At 34.2% G+C, this 17196-nt stretch carries 10 protein-coding genes; 3 read left to right on the forward strand and 7 right to left on the reverse strand.

Annotated elements, in window-relative coordinates:
* Nucleotides 1–211 precede the first annotated feature (211 nt).
* The 3 genes from HHU12_RS15285 to HHU12_RS15295 all read right to left on the reverse strand — a co-directional run bounded on the left by HHU12_RS15285 (nt 212) and on the right by HHU12_RS15295 (nt 3522).
* The gene (locus HHU12_RS15285; RefSeq protein ID WP_169657619.1) at nt 212–778 is read right to left on the reverse strand and encodes a YceI family protein; all 567 of its coding nucleotides are present in this window, start codon (nt 776–778) and stop codon (nt 212–214) included.
* Nucleotides 779–934: 156 nt separating this feature from the next.
* Complete coding sequence (locus HHU12_RS15290) at nt 935–2011, reverse strand: aminopeptidase (protein WP_169657620.1); 1077 nt, start codon at nt 2009–2011, stop codon at nt 935–937.
* Between the two features lie 248 nt (nt 2012–2259).
* Nucleotides 2260–3522 (reverse strand): spondin domain-containing protein, encoded by a 1263-nt coding sequence (locus HHU12_RS15295; protein WP_169657621.1) that lies wholly within the window; start codon nt 3520–3522, stop codon nt 2260–2262.
* A 398-nt stretch (nt 3523–3920) separates the two neighbouring features.
* On the opposite strand from HHU12_RS15295, the gene HHU12_RS15300 reads away from it, so the two are divergent.
* The 3 genes from HHU12_RS15300 (at nt 3921) to HHU12_RS15310 (ending at nt 12305) form a co-directional block, all read left to right on the forward strand.
* On the forward strand, nt 3921–5576 hold the full coding sequence (locus HHU12_RS15300; RefSeq protein ID WP_169657622.1) for a C45 family autoproteolytic acyltransferase/hydolase: 1656 nt from the start codon (nt 3921–3923) through the stop codon (nt 5574–5576).
* Between the two features lie 77 nt (nt 5577–5653).
* Nucleotides 5654–8797, forward strand: a complete 3144-nt coding sequence (locus HHU12_RS15305) for a leucine-rich repeat domain-containing protein (RefSeq protein ID WP_169657623.1) — start codon at nt 5654–5656, stop codon at nt 8795–8797.
* A 4-nt stretch (nt 8798–8801) separates the two neighbouring features.
* Nucleotides 8802–12305, forward strand: a complete 3504-nt coding sequence (locus HHU12_RS15310; RefSeq protein ID WP_169657624.1) for a leucine-rich repeat protein — start codon at nt 8802–8804, stop codon at nt 12303–12305.
* An 18-nt stretch (nt 12306–12323) separates the two neighbouring features.
* Here the strand turns inward: HHU12_RS15310 and HHU12_RS15315 are convergent, their stop codons facing one another.
* The 4 genes from HHU12_RS15315 to HHU12_RS15330 form a co-directional block, all read right to left on the reverse strand.
* The gene (locus HHU12_RS15315; RefSeq protein ID WP_169657625.1) at nt 12324–13190 is read right to left on the reverse strand and encodes an AraC family transcriptional regulator; all 867 of its coding nucleotides are present in this window, start codon (nt 13188–13190) and stop codon (nt 12324–12326) included.
* 47 nt (nt 13191–13237) lie between these two features.
* The gene (locus tag HHU12_RS15320; RefSeq protein ID WP_205959892.1) at nt 13238–14350 is read right to left on the reverse strand and encodes a glycoside hydrolase family protein; all 1113 of its coding nucleotides are present in this window, start codon (nt 14348–14350) and stop codon (nt 13238–13240) included.
* A gap of 12 nt (nt 14351–14362) precedes the next feature.
* Nucleotides 14363–16300 carry an FAD-dependent oxidoreductase gene (locus tag HHU12_RS15325; protein WP_240970981.1) on the reverse strand — a complete coding sequence of 646 codons (1938 nt, stop codon included), beginning with the start codon at nt 16298–16300 and terminating at the stop codon, nt 14363–14365.
* Between the two features lie 327 nt (nt 16301–16627).
* Nucleotides 16628–17125 (reverse strand): hypothetical protein, encoded by a 498-nt coding sequence (locus tag HHU12_RS15330; RefSeq protein ID WP_169657626.1) that lies wholly within the window; start codon nt 17123–17125, stop codon nt 16628–16630.
* Nucleotides 17126–17196: the final 71 nt, after the last annotated feature.

The following is a 17196-nucleotide window of genomic DNA, read 5'->3' on the forward strand; positions in this document are numbered from 1 at the left end:
AACTCCTCGAAAATCCAAAATATTATTCTGAGGAGTTTTATTTCCTTTTGACAATGCTAAGTTAGTACGCTGCACTGAACACTTGCGCTAGTGGCTGAAGCAGAAAAAAGGGAGTCAAGTATCAATACTCAACTCCCTATATTATTTAGTCAACTAAGAGAAAAACTAATGCCGTTTTATTTTCCAATCCCAGTTTCTCTAAATCAATTTCTTAAAGCGTAGTTACTTTGAAGCTGATGTCAAAGTTATTTGAAATCGCTTTGTCTCCTAAGTTGTCAAAGAAAGAATCAGAACCATATTTTAAACCGAATTTAGTTCTGTCGATTTCGATTGCTCCTTCTAAAACATACTTTTTACCATCTTCTTTTAATGACGCATCAAAAGCTACTTCTTGAGATACTCCTTTGATTGTCATATCACCAGTTAGTTTTAACTTGTCGCCATCTTTAGTAGCTGATTTTAAAACGAATTTTGCAGTAGGATATTTCTCAACATCAAAGAAATCTCCAGATTTTAAGTGACCATCAAGCTTTTGTTTCCACTCACCCTCTAAATCAGTTGAGCTTAATGATGTCAAGTCGATTTCGATTTCACCACCTTTCAAAGCGCCTTTTTTGATTTTCAACTCACCACCTTTTACCGCTACAGTACCTGTGTGAGTAGAACCTACTACTTTGTGACCTATCCACTCTACTTTTGAATTATCAGCAGAGATTTTTTGAGCGAATGAAGCTAAAGAGAATAAAACTGCTACTAGTGTTAAAGTAATGCTTTTCATAATATTTAAAGTTAAGAATTTTAATGTTTTATGAGTTTGTTTTTTAAACAACTCTTGTTTTCTGTTTTTTTGTTGATACAAATATATGTACCGGAAATAGTTGTTCAAACAAATTATAGATAATTTTTAATCTTAAAAATATTAAATCATTGATTATCAGTTTATTATTTTTTTAATAATATGTAATAAAGATTGTTCTTTTTGCTTTAAGTACGAAAAGTAAGCATGGAAGTCACTGTTGAAATCGTTTTCAAACTCGGCTTTAAACTCGTTTTGTTTCCCTCTGTAGCGGATATATCCCATAAAGAAGGTGTTGTTGGGAGTGAAATCATTAAAATAACGGCAATAGCCACTGTTGGCAAAGGAGAGGTGCTGTATACCTTCTGTGATTTCTTTGATTTTTTGAGCCTTTAAAAGTGTTTTTTCTTCTACAGTCATTTCCTCAGGAAAAGATTTATAGAGTGAATCTAGAGATTTGGCACTTTGAAGCAGGTATTCAGAAAAGGTTTTACGGTCTTGCTTTCGTGACATATACTTGACGTATTCTGAAGAATGCTTTCCGTATTTATAAATCAAAAAACGTTTAGCTCCTTCATCACCTACAAAGTCGGCTAAGTTTTCATTATAAGAAACACTATTCTTTAGGTAGATCGTACCGTGTGTCAATTCATGAATAATAAGATGTGCAAGACTTCCTTCGTTTCTTTCTAGCATGCTCGAAAGTATTGGGTCGTTGAGAAAACCTAAAGTAGACCATGCTGATACTTCACCAATAGAGGCGTCCCATCCTTCTTGGATAAGTTTCTCTTTCTCTTCTTCTACTAGTTCTTTCACAAAAAATCCTTTATACGAAAAAGCACCTGCAATAGGGAAAGTCCATTTTTTGGCTTTTAAGTCAAAAGGCTCACTTCCTGTTACGATCCATAAAATAGGTTTCCCTTTCTGGTCGTAAAGCTGTTTATAACTTCCTGAATCATCTAGTCCCAATGAATCGATGGTAAACTGTCGTATCTCTTGAATCAGTTTTATTTTTTCCTTTTGTTTTTCGGTAAAGGAAGTGTCATTTAAATAGGCTTCTATAGGTTGTGTATTGACAAGAATATCCATCTGTCCTAAGCCCTGTCTGATGCCGTAAATTGTTTCTTCATGATAATACCCTAAAAAACAGAATACACCTAAAAGCAGTGTTAGAAAAAATCTTTTGAGCCAAGTGAAGATGCTTTTTTTATTCATTTATATTATATGGTGTCATTTATTGAAGTCTCAATTCTACTATTTATAGGAGTAAATTGAAAACTGGGGGCTACTTAAAATGTATCACAAACATAAAATTTTAAAGAAAGGATCTCAACTTTTCATCAAAAGAAAAACCTCCCGTTAAAAACAGGAGGCTTAAATGTATTCTCTATTCAATCAATTAGTAATTTTTCAAGAACTGTTGGTTTATATTAATGATAATGGGTTAATGGGTCATCTATCTATTACTGTTGTGAGGAGGTAATCGTTACTTTCAGCATTTCAGTGTTTGAAAGTAAGTTAGAGCTTGGAGCACCTTCCAATTCGATTGTTCCGTTTTCCATCATACCCATATTAGCACCTGGCTGACGTGGGGCTTGGTAAGGACCTGCTCCTGCATATTCATCTGTTTCTGTACCGCCATCAATTAAAATCAACTGGCTTGAAATGTCTCCGCTGATTGGCGATCCATTGTTGAAAAGTTTTATGTTATCAAAACCAAGTACCCAATCATTTGACTGTACTAACATAGTGGCCATTGACAGCATATCGCCTTCCATTGCAGTGAAAGTAAATGTATATTTTTCACCAGGGAAAATTGGAGCTGGAGCACTTGCACCTTCAGGAGTATTAAAGTGATTGGCAAAACCTGATGGATTTCCATCCTCAGTAAGCATTTCAAATTCTGAAGTTGAAGCGGCACCAAGTGTGAATATTGTATTGGCATTACCTACTGAAAATGCACCAGGAGCAAATGGGGACACTAATCCTGTTGCAGAGGCAAATGCTGTTGATAATACTTCTGTACCGCCATCTTCCGCTAAATCTTCTAAACCTGCAGATGCGGCTTTATCTTTCTGGAATAATGGGTATTGACCTTTTGAGTGAACCACCCAGTTACCTGGAGCGAATGGAGTAGGGACTGATGCATTTGCTGATACGTTGGAAACTGTTACTGTAAACATTGTTCCACCATCATGCTTGATGCTTACATTGATCACATCAGTTGTAGCTGGATAAGTGTAACCGTCATTTACATCAGAAATTAATTTTACAACACCATTTTCTGCTGTTCCTGTATCTGGGCCTGACTGACGTGGTGCTTGGTTTGCACCCACACCTGGCTCTTCATTGACCTCAGTGCCGGCATCCCAAAGGTAAAACTGTGATGTAATATCACCTGTTAAAGCATTTCCATCATCGTCATATAATGCGATTCCTCCTTCCATTGGAGCATAAAACAGGTCATTGGATTGTACGAACATCGTCGCAAAACTTAAATAATGTCCTTTGCCTGCATTAAAACTAAATTCCTGTGAATTACCTGGAGTAATTAATCCCTCTGTTGCTCCTTGAGCAAAATAATCTTTAGCCTGGAAGGTGTTTTCTAGGGTTACTGTAAAACTAGCTTGTGGGAGAACGTCTGGCGTGTTGTTATTTTCGTCATCAGAACAACTTGTAAACGCTAAAGCAGATAAAAAAGTAAATGCTAAAATCGAGTTTTTCATTTTGTTGGTAGGTTAAATTTTAGAGTTATTGAGCGAGCTACTTAAATTAGCTTAGAAGCATAAAAGACTTTCCTAAGCATATTGTAAAAGCCTTTTCGTTATTTGTTATACAATTTTACATTTGTTTTTCTCCATGAAATGTGAGCCCCTTCACATTTGGAAAAAAAAGTTCAAAAAAAATATATGTAACTTTATTGAGTAAATTTTTGTTCTACTTTTGAAAACAGAAATTTATGCAGGTGAACATTTTAACTTGGAAGTTTAAATTGTACAACTGCTTAAGTACTAGGGCAGAATAAAACGAATGTTTTGTAGACCCATAATTAAAATTATGGTGCACGATATTTTCCCCTAATACTTATAACCAAAAAACCTCTCTATTCTTCTCGTTACTTACTATGAATTCTTTTACTAAAAAACTCAGTTTTGCCCTTTTCCTATTATTATTAATCAGTATTACATGGATGCAATCATGGGTGTTTATCCCCACTCCAGAAATAGAAGATATTTCTATTATCAATGATAAAGTAGATACACTAGGTCATAACCGGTATAGAATCAAGAATAATTTTATCATCAAAAAACAAGATAAAATCTGGGAGCTTTACACTGAAGGTACTCCTTTTGAAATCGGATACAGTACCGGTGCTTTGAGTAAAAGTTTTTTACAGGAACAAGAAGCTATTTTTGCCTATAGGATGGTAGAACATGCTCCTGGAAAACATCCTGATCTAGCACGCCTTTTAAGTGCATTTTACAACAGGCATATGGATAACCGTATTCTGCCAGAATATTGCAGAGAGATGTATGGTGTTTCATTTCATATGAATCCTGAATTTGATAACATGGGATCTCCATATCAAAGAATATTGAATTATCATGGTATTTATGATACACAGCATTCTTTTGAAAAAATGGATGTGAAAGTGAATTCTGCTTTTGCCATTAATGGTTCCAAAACCAAAGATCATGATATACTGATAGGAAGAAATTTTGATTTCTTTTTACATGATCAGCACCGCACAGATAAAATTGTACATTTCGTAAAACCTGAGGAGGGATTTAAGTTTGCTTCTATCAGTTGGGCAGGGTTTATTGGAGCCGTTTCAGGGATGAACGAAACAGGTCTTACAGTGACTATAAATACTGCCGAATCACAAGTTCCTTTGGCTGCCACTATGCCAATGTCACTTATTGCCAGAGAAATTTTACAATATGCACAGACGGTAGATGAAGCTTTCAATATTGCATTTACCAAAGAAGCTTACGTCAATGAATCCATCCTTATTTCCTCTGCTTTTGACACAACTGCTATTATTATAGAAAAGACTCCTCACGGTATTGATTCCATTCAGATGAGGAATAATGAACTGGTCTGTACTTCCCATTTACAAACGGATGACCTCAGAAAACCAATGGCCTATGATCCTTCTTATGCCTCTTATTATAGAGCTATTCGGATTCAAGAACTCATCCATCAGCAAGATGAATTTACAGTACAAGACATTGCAGGGATTTTACGTGATACCGATGGTTTTGAGGATCAACCTATCGGATTAGGAAATGCCAAAAGCATCAATTCACTTCATCTGCACCACTCCATTATTTTCAAACCAGAAACAAGAGAAATGTGGCTTTCAACAAGTCATCATGGCATGGAAGAATTTATATGCTATAACCTTGACTCCGTATTTCAAAGTGCCCAAAACTTTCCACCTCCAAGAACTTTAGCTTCAGAAACAAGGCAGATCTCTGAGGCAAGTCCTGAACATTGGGAAATTTATCACAACTATAAACAGTTTAAAGGCATGGCTTTTCAATTTAAAAACTGGAACAATCAACTGCCACCTATTTCACAGCACGCCATCGATGAGTTTATCGCTCTTAACCCAAAAGGCTATAATGTTTATGAAATAATAGGGGATTATTACATCAAGGCACACCAAAGTAAAAAGGCCGCTGAATTCTATAAAAAAGCTTTGGAAAATGAAGTGGCTACGCATCAGTCCCGTCAATATATTAAAGAGAAGTATGAGTTGGTGATGAGGGATTAAGTAGTACACAATAGAAGTAGGTGTCTTTTAGAAAGTTTTGTACCTTTGGAGGAAATAAGCAAACAAATTTTTATAAAATGAAACTTCACTTCTATTCTTTTATTTATCTCTTGCTATTGCAATTCACATGCTTTGGGCAAAGCAGTTATACACTTACTGATGATGATGTTATAGTACAAAATAATGTACTGCAATCTGTAAATTATGACTTTTCGATAAAGAAAATTATTATTCCTGATCGGTTGGATGGTCAAATTATAAAGCAGATTGCGGATAAATCATTCAGTGGAACTGGTGTTTTTGAAAAGCAAGGTATTACTTCTATTCAATTACCTTCTCAGCTTGAATATATTGGAACGTCAGCCTTCTCTGAAAATGACCTTACCAACGTGAATCTCCCTCAGAGTTTAATTCAAATTGCTGACAGTGTTTTTTTCAATAATCAGATTCAAGAGGTGAATTTAAATGAAGGCTTAGAAAAAATAGGTAGACACGCATTTCAAGATAATAAAATCAAAGAGCTTGATCTGCCTTCTAGTTTGTTATTCATTTATCAATTTGGTTTTCATAATAATGAAATTGAAAAAATTGACTTCTCAGAAGCTAAACTTAAGGACATTTATAGCTCTGTGTTCTCAAAAAATAAGTTGAAGGAAGTTTACCTTCCTGAGATCGTAGAGGGTGTATCTTTTGAAGCGTTTGCTGAAAACTATATTCAAACACTCACTTTTAAAGGATCAGTCTCACAAATCGGTGAAAGAGCTTTTTACCATAATGATATAACTAAAATAGAGTTTGGAGGATCATTTTTTAGAATTATAAAAAATGCTTTCAGAGGTAATCCAAACCTTAAAAGTATTACGCTACCCAAAAATCCTCATCCCGGCTTTTTATACTATGAAGCTTATAACTCTGATGTAGGATACAAAGAAAATTTCTTTGAAGATCAACACTACACCAAATTTGACTGCACTATAGAAGCAATGATTACATACCCTTTAGATGAGTCTCTTTACACCGTTGAAAATGGAGTAATTACTGATTTAAATGTTGATCGACTGTATCGTCTACATATTCCTGATACCATCAATGGACAAGAAATTATTGGTTTGAAAGATCATGTTTTCAATAAAAAAAGACTTATAGCTGTAAAACTTCCATCAAAACTTCAGTTTATTGGACGAAATACTTTTCAAGATAATGATCTTACTTTTATTAGTATTCCCGCTAGTGTCGATTCTATTGCAGAAGATGTATTTGAAGACAATAACATTGATTCTTTACATTTTGAAGGGAATAATTTAGAATATATTGGGCGTGAAGCTTTCGCCCAAAATGCTATTGCAAATTTACATTTACCATCAGGTGTACAATATATTAGTAGTGGTGCTTTTAGAAGCAACCAAATCAAAGAGTTAACTCTACCAGAAAATTTAAAAAGAATTGAATCCAGTACCTTTTCTGGTAATAATATTTCTGAGATCACATTACCCACAGGTTTAGAAAGTCTCGAAAGTTGGTGTTTCGCCTATAATAAAATTAGTGAAGTCACTCTTCCTGAAACCCTCAAGAAGTATGATTACAGCGTATTTTATAACAATAATATTCAATACGTATTACTTCCTCAGAGTACATCTCCTGATTTTTTAGGATGGTATAATCTAAGAACTAATAACTTGCATGATACAGATTCTGCTTTTGTAACAGATGAATTCTCGTTTGAAAAAGTAATTAAATATATACTGAAAGAAGAAGATGTAATAATTGAAGACAGCACAATTGTTGGGTTAAAAGATCCTTACTTTAACAAAAAATATTTCATTATACCCCATAAATTAGGAGATCATACTATTCATAGTGTTGAAAAACTTTTTAGTAATCAATCCTATGGCTACCCTATTTACAAACTCTCAATAGAAGAAGGAATTGAAAAGATTAGTAAAACTTCATTTTCAGAAAAATATTTATATGAAGTCGATTTTCCTACCTCTTTAAAAGTAATTGAAGATTGTTCATTTAGGAGTAATAAATTAACTCAACTTGATCTTCCTTTATCATTGATTTCTTTAGAAGACTTTTTATTTGCTAATAATCTATTGACAAAGGTTGTATTGAATGACAGTCTAACTAACATTGAACGTAATGCTTTTTATAATAATCAGATTGATACAATTGTATTCAATCAAAAACTAAAGACTATAGAAGAGGGCGCCTTTACTAGAAATAATCCAATAAATATTTCTCTACCTTCAAGTATAGAACAAGTGGGAGAAGATGCTTTTACCTACTCGGATTCAATACAATTATTACTGCCAATATCTCAGTTTGATAATGCTGTAGAATGGGAAGTTTACAAAAGATATAATTACGATGAGAGGGAAATGCAAGAAGGCTTTTTTCCTGAAAATACACTGATAGAATACCAAGGACAAAATATTTATCTGCAAAGAAGAATTCTACTTGAAGGGATTTCTCAACAAATATATTCCCCTGAAGATATTAGATACCGTATCTCTTTTCCTTACAAAGAAAAACATATCACTTTCCCTTATAGGGTGGATCATCTAGATCTAAACATTGATTCTATTTCTATATTTCAAAATAACTTTTATAAGGATGATGTAATAAGGTCTATCATTTTTGAGGAAGGTATAAAGGAAATCGGTTCTAACAATTTTCAACATCTTCAGTTAATCGATATTTTGCTTCCACAATCTCTGAAAGCTATTCAAAGCGGGGCTTTCAGTAACAATAATCTCAATGAAGTTTCACTGCCAGATTCGGTAGAATTTATTGGTAGTGGAGCCTTTCACAATAATAACCTTAAATCTTTCAAGCTTCCGAACACTCAAGGCGATGACTTTGAGTATTGGATAGATGATAAAGGAAATTACTACGACAAAAATGAAGAAGTTTTTAATTTACTGTCTGCTTACTATTGTGTTTTTACAGGAGATAGAGCACCTGGAAAACCTACTTCTATTGAAGATCAAAAATTAGATCTTATCATTTTTCCAAACCCTACTGATGGTCAATTCTCTATTAAAGGTTTAACAAAAGAAAGTAATCTATCGATCTATTCTTTAGAAGGAAAAATGCTCTACTCTAAACTTCATTCTCCTTTAGAAAACGAAGTACAATTCTCAGGAATACCTGGCATTTATTATCTGGTAATTAAAAACGACAGCCAATTAAAAACAATCAAGATTTTAAAAAAATAAGAGAATGAAATTTACTATATATACTTCAAGCGTCTGCTTCTTAATACAATTACTATCAATATTACAATTATCAGCACAAGATGACCTTACACTGACTGATGATATGGTGGTCGTAGAAAATGGAGTAATCACGTATGCTAGATATCCATTTGATGAATATCACAATATTATTATTCCTGATACACTAGACGGACAATTGATTACTGGTATTAATGATAATTACCAAGGAGTATTCAGTAATATTGAACTAGAGTCTGTACAACTTCCTTCACAACTTGTACACATCGGTCCGTACACTTTTTCAGGAAATAATCTGAAAGCCATTGATTTACCTAACTCACTGCGTTATATCGGTGAATATGCTTTTTCTGATAATGACGGATTTGAAATGATATTACCTGATCTTTCATCAATCGATAACTTCATAGACTGGTATGGTAATGAAAGTTTCAGCTATCAAGGAGGAGAAACCATATCATCACTAAAGGGATGGATAAGATTTGTTGCTCAATTTAGTCATACACTCACCAAAGAAGATACTCAAGTAGATGAAAAAGGTTATATCACAAGCGTTACTTATAACTTCACTTCATTTGATATTATCATTCCTGATTTCATAAATGGAATTGAAATAAAAGGAATTGCTTGTGGAGAAACTGATAATTTTAGATCTAGAAAAATCCGTACCTTACACTTACCTAAAAAACTAGATTATCTTGAACCATCAGCTTTTGCCTATAACAAACTCACACATATTACTCTTCCTGATAGCTTAAAAAGAGTGAGTACCTCTGCATTCTTTAATAATTCAATTCAAACCATTGATTTCAATGAAACATTAGAAGTAATTGGAGAGAAATCATTTATGGGAAATAGTATAAGTGAAATTGAAATTCCATCAAATATTAAGAAAATTGAAGAGCGGGCCTTTTCATCTAATTTGATTTCAAAACTCACCTTTAGTGATAATGAAATCGATATTTCAGGTAAATACATCTTTCGATATAATCAATTAAAAGATATTACTATTCCAGGTTCCATACGTCATATTGGCAACTATACGTTCTCTAACAATAATATCAGTACTCTTACTTTAAATGAAGGACTTCAAGTGATTGGTCATGAAGCTTTTTCTTTCAACGAATTATCAGAAGTAACACTTCCTAAATCTATTGAGCGTATTGAAAGAAAGGCTTTTGATTACAATACTTTAAAAAGCTTCAAGCTTCCCATCATTACAAGTGATCCTTCATTTATCTGTTGGGGAGAAAACTATGAATACTACAATGGACAAACAATCTCTGATTTTTCTGAAATTATAGTCAAAAGTTCATGGTACACACTCCAAGATAAAGATGTTGAAGTTAGAAATGATTCTCTTATCAATGTCTTAAAAAGGGATGGAATACAAAATATCATTATTCCTGAACAACTCAATGGTCAAAATATTAAAACATTAGCCAAAGACCCTTTTAATGAAGATGCTTTTCTTTTTGAAAGAAGCAGTATGCTCAGAGTACAACTTCCTTCTACCCTAGAAGACATTGGGGATGATGCGTTTAAGCATAATCGTATTATAGAAATCACTTTCCCGGAAAAATTGCATAGAATTGGTAACTCCGCTTTTCAAGGAAATCAGTTGACAGCATTGATTTTACATGACAATATTACTGATCTAAGAGAGGCTGCCTTTGATTACAACCCTATACAAACAGTCAGATTACCTCAGAATATAAAGACAATTCCAAACGACTTGTTTAGAAGTAATAGATTATCAGAAGTGGTTATTCCTAATTCGGTAGAATACATTGGTGATTATGCTTTTTTCAACAATGGTTTAACAGACATCACTCTTCAGGAAAACGTTATAGAAATTGGTAATAATGCTTTTAGCCATAATGAAATAAGAAAAATTCATTTTCCTGAAAAACTAGAAATAATCAGAGGTGAAGCATTTAGTAGTAATTACATTAGTACTATTGAATTGACAAAAAAAGTATGGAAAGTTGAGAAGGGAGCTTTTTCAAGAAATGATAATCTTATCTCTTTTTCTTTACCTGACTTTTCTGAAAATTCTGATTTTGTATCATGGGTAACATACTCTGATTCTTATTATAACCATCTTAGTGTAATAGATGGCAATGTTCCAGTTACTTCGTTTTACTCTGGCTACGAAGCACAATTCATGGATACATTAACTGCTGAAAACTGTGTGGTTGAAAACGGTGTAATCATTTCTACAACCCTAGAAAATAAAATTGGTATTTACATTCCTGATACAATAGACGGACAAAAGATCACTGGCTTAGGAGATGAACTATTTTCATTTAAAAGCATAACTAAGTTGATTTTACCTGATGCTCTAAAATCAATAGGTTATAAAACTCTTGCAGGATGCAAATTAAGTAATTTCAATTTCCCAAGCGGTCTAGAATATATTGATAACGAAGCATTCATATGGTCAGATATGGATACCATTACTTTACCAAATCAATTACATCATATTGGAGAAAGTGCTTTTGAAAGAGTTTATTACTCTCAATTAAATCTACCTCAGTCACTTGAATATATCGGAAGTAATGCTTTTACGAATGACAGTATATCTCATTTTATATTACCAGAAAATAACTCACCGGATTTTTATAGATGGTTGAACGCTAATAATAATTATTCAGATTATTATTATGAAACTGATACAGAAGTATATACAAATAGAGGTTATAAAGCTATTTTTGCACACACACTCACAGATGAAGACGTAACAATGAAAGATGGTCTTATTGTAGAATGTTTTTATGATTTTGAACTTACAAATATCCTCATACCTGAAACGCTTCAAGGTCAGAAAGTGATTGGTATCGAAGACGGAAAAGAGGATAATGGAGTATTTTCAAACAAAGGTATCACAAGGGTATTTCTTAATGATTCCATAGAATATATAGGTGATTTTGCTTTGAGTGATAACGAAATCAATGGAATAACATTTCCTGAAAACCTAATCCATCTTGGAAAAGGTGCATTGAGTGATAATGAAATACATACTTTACGTGAATTCCCTACAGGTTTAAAATTTATTGGAAGAGGATGTTTTACTGAAATTTCAAATAGATATTTTGATCTTCCTTATGACTTTCAATCCCCAGTAATATGGTACGATGATAAAGGTAACACCTATAATAATGGAGCTACTGTCACTGATCTGTATTCTTATTATACTACAGATAAAGATTACAAAGAGAATAATCTTGATGAAATTATCACAGATATAGAATCACTGGAAAAAAGTATTTTGGTGTATCCAACAAAATTCAGTCATCAGATTACAGTTGAACTAAGTAGCAATATAAAATACAATGTGGCAGTATTTGATATCCAAGGAAACAATGTTCTTTCTCATGAAAACAACTTCGGCAAAATCAATATTGATCTCAATATTCCAAAAGGGATTTACCTTGTAAATATCACAGGTGATGGTTTTAAGAAAAGTTTTAAAGTGATAAAAGAATAAAGATTGAGAGTATAAACTCTAAAGTAATCTGAATTCTTTAGGTGTGAAAGATACTCTCTTCTTAAAATACTTCACCATATTCGTCGGTTCATCAAATCCCATTTCATAAGCGATTTCTTTAATGGGGATTGATGTTCCTTTCAGCAGACGCTTGATCTCTAAAACTCTTCGTTCGTCAATGACTGCTTTGGGAGGCAGGTCATATTTTTCTTTTAGTATTTTGCTCAATGCTTTGATATTTATGTTCAAGATATTGAGATAGAATTCTACTTTGTATTCCTTCTTGAAATTTTCTTCTAACAACTGTTGAAACTTCAAGTGTAATTGATCTGAAGGGGATATTTTTTTTATGGATTGATGCTGTTGCTGTATTCTTTCCACTTGAATTAAAAACAAACTCAGCCAATGGTAAAAGGCATGTTCCTGCTGTGGCAATTCCCAATGATCATATACCTCAAACATTTGATCACTCATCATTTGAAAAAAAGTACTTTCTTTTTCCGAAAGGGATAAATACTGCATTCCTTCAATATGAGAAGCTAAAGAAAACTGAAACATATGCTGCAAGTCATGATCATTGCGGTACAAAAACTCTGGAGTGAATACAATGCTTTGAATTTCTACTTCTTCGGGGTCTAAAGCATCAAAATAACTGATCTGATCTTTAGATAAGAGCATTAAGGTATTAGGTTGGAAGGTATATTTCTGAAAATCGATATAGTAGGTGCCTGAACCTTTTTTGAACCAAAACAATACATGAAAATCCCTTTTGGAAGGAGAGAAAATATCTGTTCCTTCCAAAAGGATAGAGGAAGGGACTATTGCGAAGGGCAACCCTTTTCCTATTTTTTTATTTTGATGATAAGAGATGTTTTGGTGGTGCATAAAAACATATTCAATACGAAAGATGCACACAAGTTATTCAAAAGGATTTATAAATCATCAAAAGACGTAATTGGCAGTTGTACATTAAAAGAATGAAGCACTCCATTTTCATCTTCAATATCTGCAGCACACGCTAAAACTACAGGTTTACCATCTTCTAAATACAACTGAGGACGTTCTAAATGAGAAACAGATTGGGTTGATCCATTTTTCCATTTGATTTCTAATTTACTCACCAAAGGATTTTTTGAAAGTTGCCAATCCAATCCGTCATAAGAATGAAATAATACCAATGAGCGGCCATGTTCTGTAAAAGCACCATGCATATCTTTTACAATCGCATAATAATGCCCGTCTTGAAACCATATAAAAGGATCTTCGGCAGGGAAATCATATCCTTTTGCCTGAAAAATAGGATCAGGGTGTTTTTTAAAAGGACCTGTTGGTGAATCTGAAGTGGCTACACAATGCACTACCGGACCACCCCAAATTCCTTTTCTTTTTTTACCTACAGCTTTATACACCATAATAAATTGTCCTTTGTCATTTTGGGTGATACTTGGATTGCTCACCATCAAAGCGTCTAAAGCTTCTTTCTCAGGTGAAATATCTATTAATGGTGTATCTAAACGTTTCCAAGGTCCGTTGGGGTGATCTGCTACTGCGACGCCTATTCTTTGATTGTTTCGATGGACGGGATTCAAGACGATTTTTTCAGGTGTACCCATCGCTTTTCCATCTCCTGTATTACCCATATAATAGAGGTAATATTTTCCATCAAATTCATGTACAGTGGGATTGTGTGTACATAATCCATCCCAGTAGTTCTCCCCTCTTACGCCCAGTGTGACATCTTTAAACTCAAAAGGACCGTATGGAGAATCTGCAACTGCATGAGCAATTTCAGAATGTGTCACCCAAGCCCAGCCTAATTCTTTCTTCCATCGGGAATAAAACAAGTGATACATACCTTCTTTGTCCTTCACAATAGAACCTCCCCAATGACTCCACGTTTTATCTTCAAACTTAGAATGAAGAACTGCTTCACCCAGTTTCAAGTGATAATTTGCTGGATCTTTCTTTTGTTTTAATTGTAAAAAAATAATGAAGAATAAAGAGGCTAAAATTAACTTCAATATCAGTTTTGATAACTTCTGCATAATGATGAATAATTAAGAACGTTGAGTAGAAGGTTGTTGCATTAGTTTTTTCAGCTGTCCTAAATGTTGCTGATAAACACCTCTAGGAGTTACTTTTTCTTTAATACAAATTGATGCCGCTAATCCTACAATCTCACCCATCATACCACAGGTTTTCATCACTCTCACGGGCCCCAATCCGTCTCTGCTGACACTGATATTTCGCCCTGCCATAAATAAATTCTTAATGTTTTTGCTGTATAATGTACGATACGGAGCCCAGTAAGGACCTTCATAATCATAGCCTTTTCCGGTAGTTGCAGAAGAGATAAACTCTTCTCCATCTAATCCTTTATCAAACTCCTGATGAGCACTGTGTACATCGATTCCCCAAGAACAAGGATAAGCACCATCTTCAAATTCTACATTATCTCTAAAGTGATCTGCCGTCAATTTAATATCACCTACCAAACGTCTTGATTCTCTTTTTCCGGAAATAAATGCAGACCAGCCTAAACGGTGATTGGGGTAAAGTTTATCTACATTCTTCAGGGCATCCCATGCACCATACATTGCTCTGAAGTTGAGATCTCTAATTTTTTCCACATCTGTAATAGGATTCTTATCAAAGCCACTTTCCCAGAACCAACCTCCAAGATTACCCAAGGGATCTTTTGCTCCCCATTGTCCTTTATAGTTTTCCCTTCCGGGGAATGGTTTATCAGATAAATCCAATGCCCAAGAACACTTCGGGAAAGGCTGTTCTACCTCACCAATATCACAGGAGATGGTTAAAGCCGCTTTATCTTTACACTCACATTTTAGTACTTCCTCTTTATCAGCGGCATCTAATACACTCCACATGTTAGAAGAACCCATAAAAGTGGATTCCGACATTTTATAATCAGCTCCAGACAAGTAACCTACAGTGGCATCACCTGTACAGTCTGCAAAGAATTTTCCTTGTAACTTTTTCTGAACGCCCGTTTTAGTATGCTGTGAAATGACGGCTGAAATTGATTGGTTCTCATGTTCAACTCCAATTACTCTTTCTTCTAAAAACAGAGTAATATTCTCTTCTTTACTGACCACTTCCGTTTTTCTTTGATCATCATAAGAAGTTCCCAATCGAGCATTTCTCGTTCCATACCTTCCTCTATCAATCACATCTGGCGAAATCTCATTGACAATTCCACCCACATGAGGAAAAGGTTGCTGTGCAGTATGACCTTCAGGCCAAACCCGTACTTCTGAACTTCCATTGCCTCCCAAAACAGGTCGATCTTGGATCAAAGCTACTTTCAATCCTTTACGCGCAGCAGAAATTGCCGCACAGGTTCCTGCAAAACCACCACCAGCAACTACCAAATCATAGCTTCCTCCATTTTCAGGTTTTTCCGGAAAACCCAATAACTTTCTTCTAAATTTTGTCAGTGCCTTTACATCATCTGTAGGGGTAAAATCTTTGTCTTTACAGAATAAAATAGCATCACATCTTCCTTCAAAGCCCGTTAAATCATGCAAAGTCAGCTTTGTCTTTTTAGAGACATCTACCATTCCTCCATCGTGCCAATGCCATTCAGCACCTTTGGTTCCGAACGTCTCCTTTACAGCTTGATCATTGATAAGTAATTGAAATTTACCTGGTGCTCCTTCCACTTTCCAAGGAGCCACCCAATCTCTAGTTCTTACCCAAACTCTGTATTTTCCTTTTTTGGGAAATGTCACTTGCGTACTCGCATCTTTTACAGGAATTCCTAATCCGTGGGCTAAAAGGTAAGAAGATCCCATTTGATCCATGGATTGCTGATCCACTTCCCATCCACCTAAATCTGAAAATTGTTCGGCTTCAATAAATAAGAAATCACCGTCTAGTTTTTTGACTAAAGTTGAGTTTGCTAAAATTTCATTAGAAGCTAAAAGCATTAAAGCGGCTTTACTTCCTATGTTTAAAAATTCTCTTCGTTTCATGTTCATTCAATTCATCTCAGTTTGAATGCATGATAACAAAATGCCCCATCACATTATGGTAATAAATAGGCGGTTTCTGAGGGAGATATTTTTATTATAGCAATTTGTAGGGTTCTTAGATAAATACACCCCGAAAATTTCACAAATTCTAATCGTCCTTTTTAATGATAATTAGAGGGATGAAATATGAGAAATAATCTAATACGAAAAAGATTCTCCAAAGCTTATCCATTTCAATTGAGCTTTAAGGAGAATCTTACTTCTAGAAAAAGGACAGTTTGACCTTCTTGTTATAAAATATCTTATTAAGTACTAAGACAAAAGTATTTACGGGATTTCTTCAGAACAAACATCCTTTGTGAAACCTCCCTCTTCTTGCTTAACTGGAGCATAGTTCTTTATGAAATAGGTCTTAATAGAAGGAGTTTGAACGATATCTTTACCTTCTAAGCATGACGTAGAATAATTAATTGAGAATTCTCCTGCTAAAGACTGAGCAATAGTTCCAGTTTTAGTTTCAACAACGAAAAGATCATATTGAACTTGACCGTCCACGATCACTAAGCCACCTTCAGCATCAGCTTTCAATTCATATTTGTATGTTTTAAACTCAACATCGCCTTGTGCTGAAACATTTAATTCAGCAGTTGGGATAATACCAGTTGAAACTGCTGTTGTGTCTTCTCCTTCAATCAAGTTTGTATTAAAAGAAGTACTCCATTGGTAAAAGCCAGAATTGTCTGCGGGAGTTAAATCATTTTCTACTTTGTCAGAACACCCCATGATAGTGCCTGCCAGAAAAATGCTTGCAATTAGTTTTTTCATTACTAAAAAAATTGTAGATGAATAAAGTTAAAAAAGTGAGAGTACAGAGAAGTACCCTTCATTGGTTTTAT

It is taken from the genome of Flammeovirga aprica JL-4, from assembly GCF_012844305.1.
Classification (GTDB): Bacteria; Bacteroidota; Bacteroidia; order Cytophagales; family Flammeovirgaceae; genus Flammeovirga; species Flammeovirga aprica.

What these genes read in the sequence shown, in the direction of transcription:
- HHU12_RS15310 (WP_169657624.1), top strand. Translation starts at nt 8,802, where the DNA reads ATGAAATTTACTATATATACTTCAAGCGTCTGCTTCTTAATACAATTA.
- HHU12_RS15325 (WP_240970981.1), bottom strand. Translation starts at nt 16,300, where the DNA reads ATGAAACGAAGAGAATTTTTAAACATAGGAAGTAAAGCCGCTTTAATG.
- HHU12_RS15315 (WP_169657625.1), bottom strand. Translation starts at nt 13,190, where the DNA reads ATGCACCACCAAAACATCTCTTATCATCAAAATAAAAAAATAGGAAAA.
- HHU12_RS15290 (WP_169657620.1), bottom strand. Translation starts at nt 2,011, where the DNA reads ATGAATAAAAAAAGCATCTTCACTTGGCTCAAAAGATTTTTTCTAACA.
- HHU12_RS15305 (WP_169657623.1), top strand. Translation starts at nt 5,654, where the DNA reads ATGAAACTTCACTTCTATTCTTTTATTTATCTCTTGCTATTGCAATTC.
- HHU12_RS15295 (WP_169657621.1), bottom strand. Translation starts at nt 3,522, where the DNA reads ATGAAAAACTCGATTTTAGCATTTACTTTTTTATCTGCTTTAGCGTTT.
- HHU12_RS15300 (WP_169657622.1), top strand. Translation starts at nt 3,921, where the DNA reads ATGAATTCTTTTACTAAAAAACTCAGTTTTGCCCTTTTCCTATTATTA.
- HHU12_RS15330 (WP_169657626.1), bottom strand. Translation starts at nt 17,125, where the DNA reads ATGAAAAAACTAATTGCAAGCATTTTTCTGGCAGGCACTATCATGGGG.
- HHU12_RS15285 (WP_169657619.1), bottom strand. Translation starts at nt 778, where the DNA reads ATGAAAAGCATTACTTTAACACTAGTAGCAGTTTTATTCTCTTTAGCT.
- HHU12_RS15320 (WP_205959892.1), bottom strand. Translation starts at nt 14,350, where the DNA reads ATGCAGAAGTTATCAAAACTGATATTGAAGTTAATTTTAGCCTCTTTA.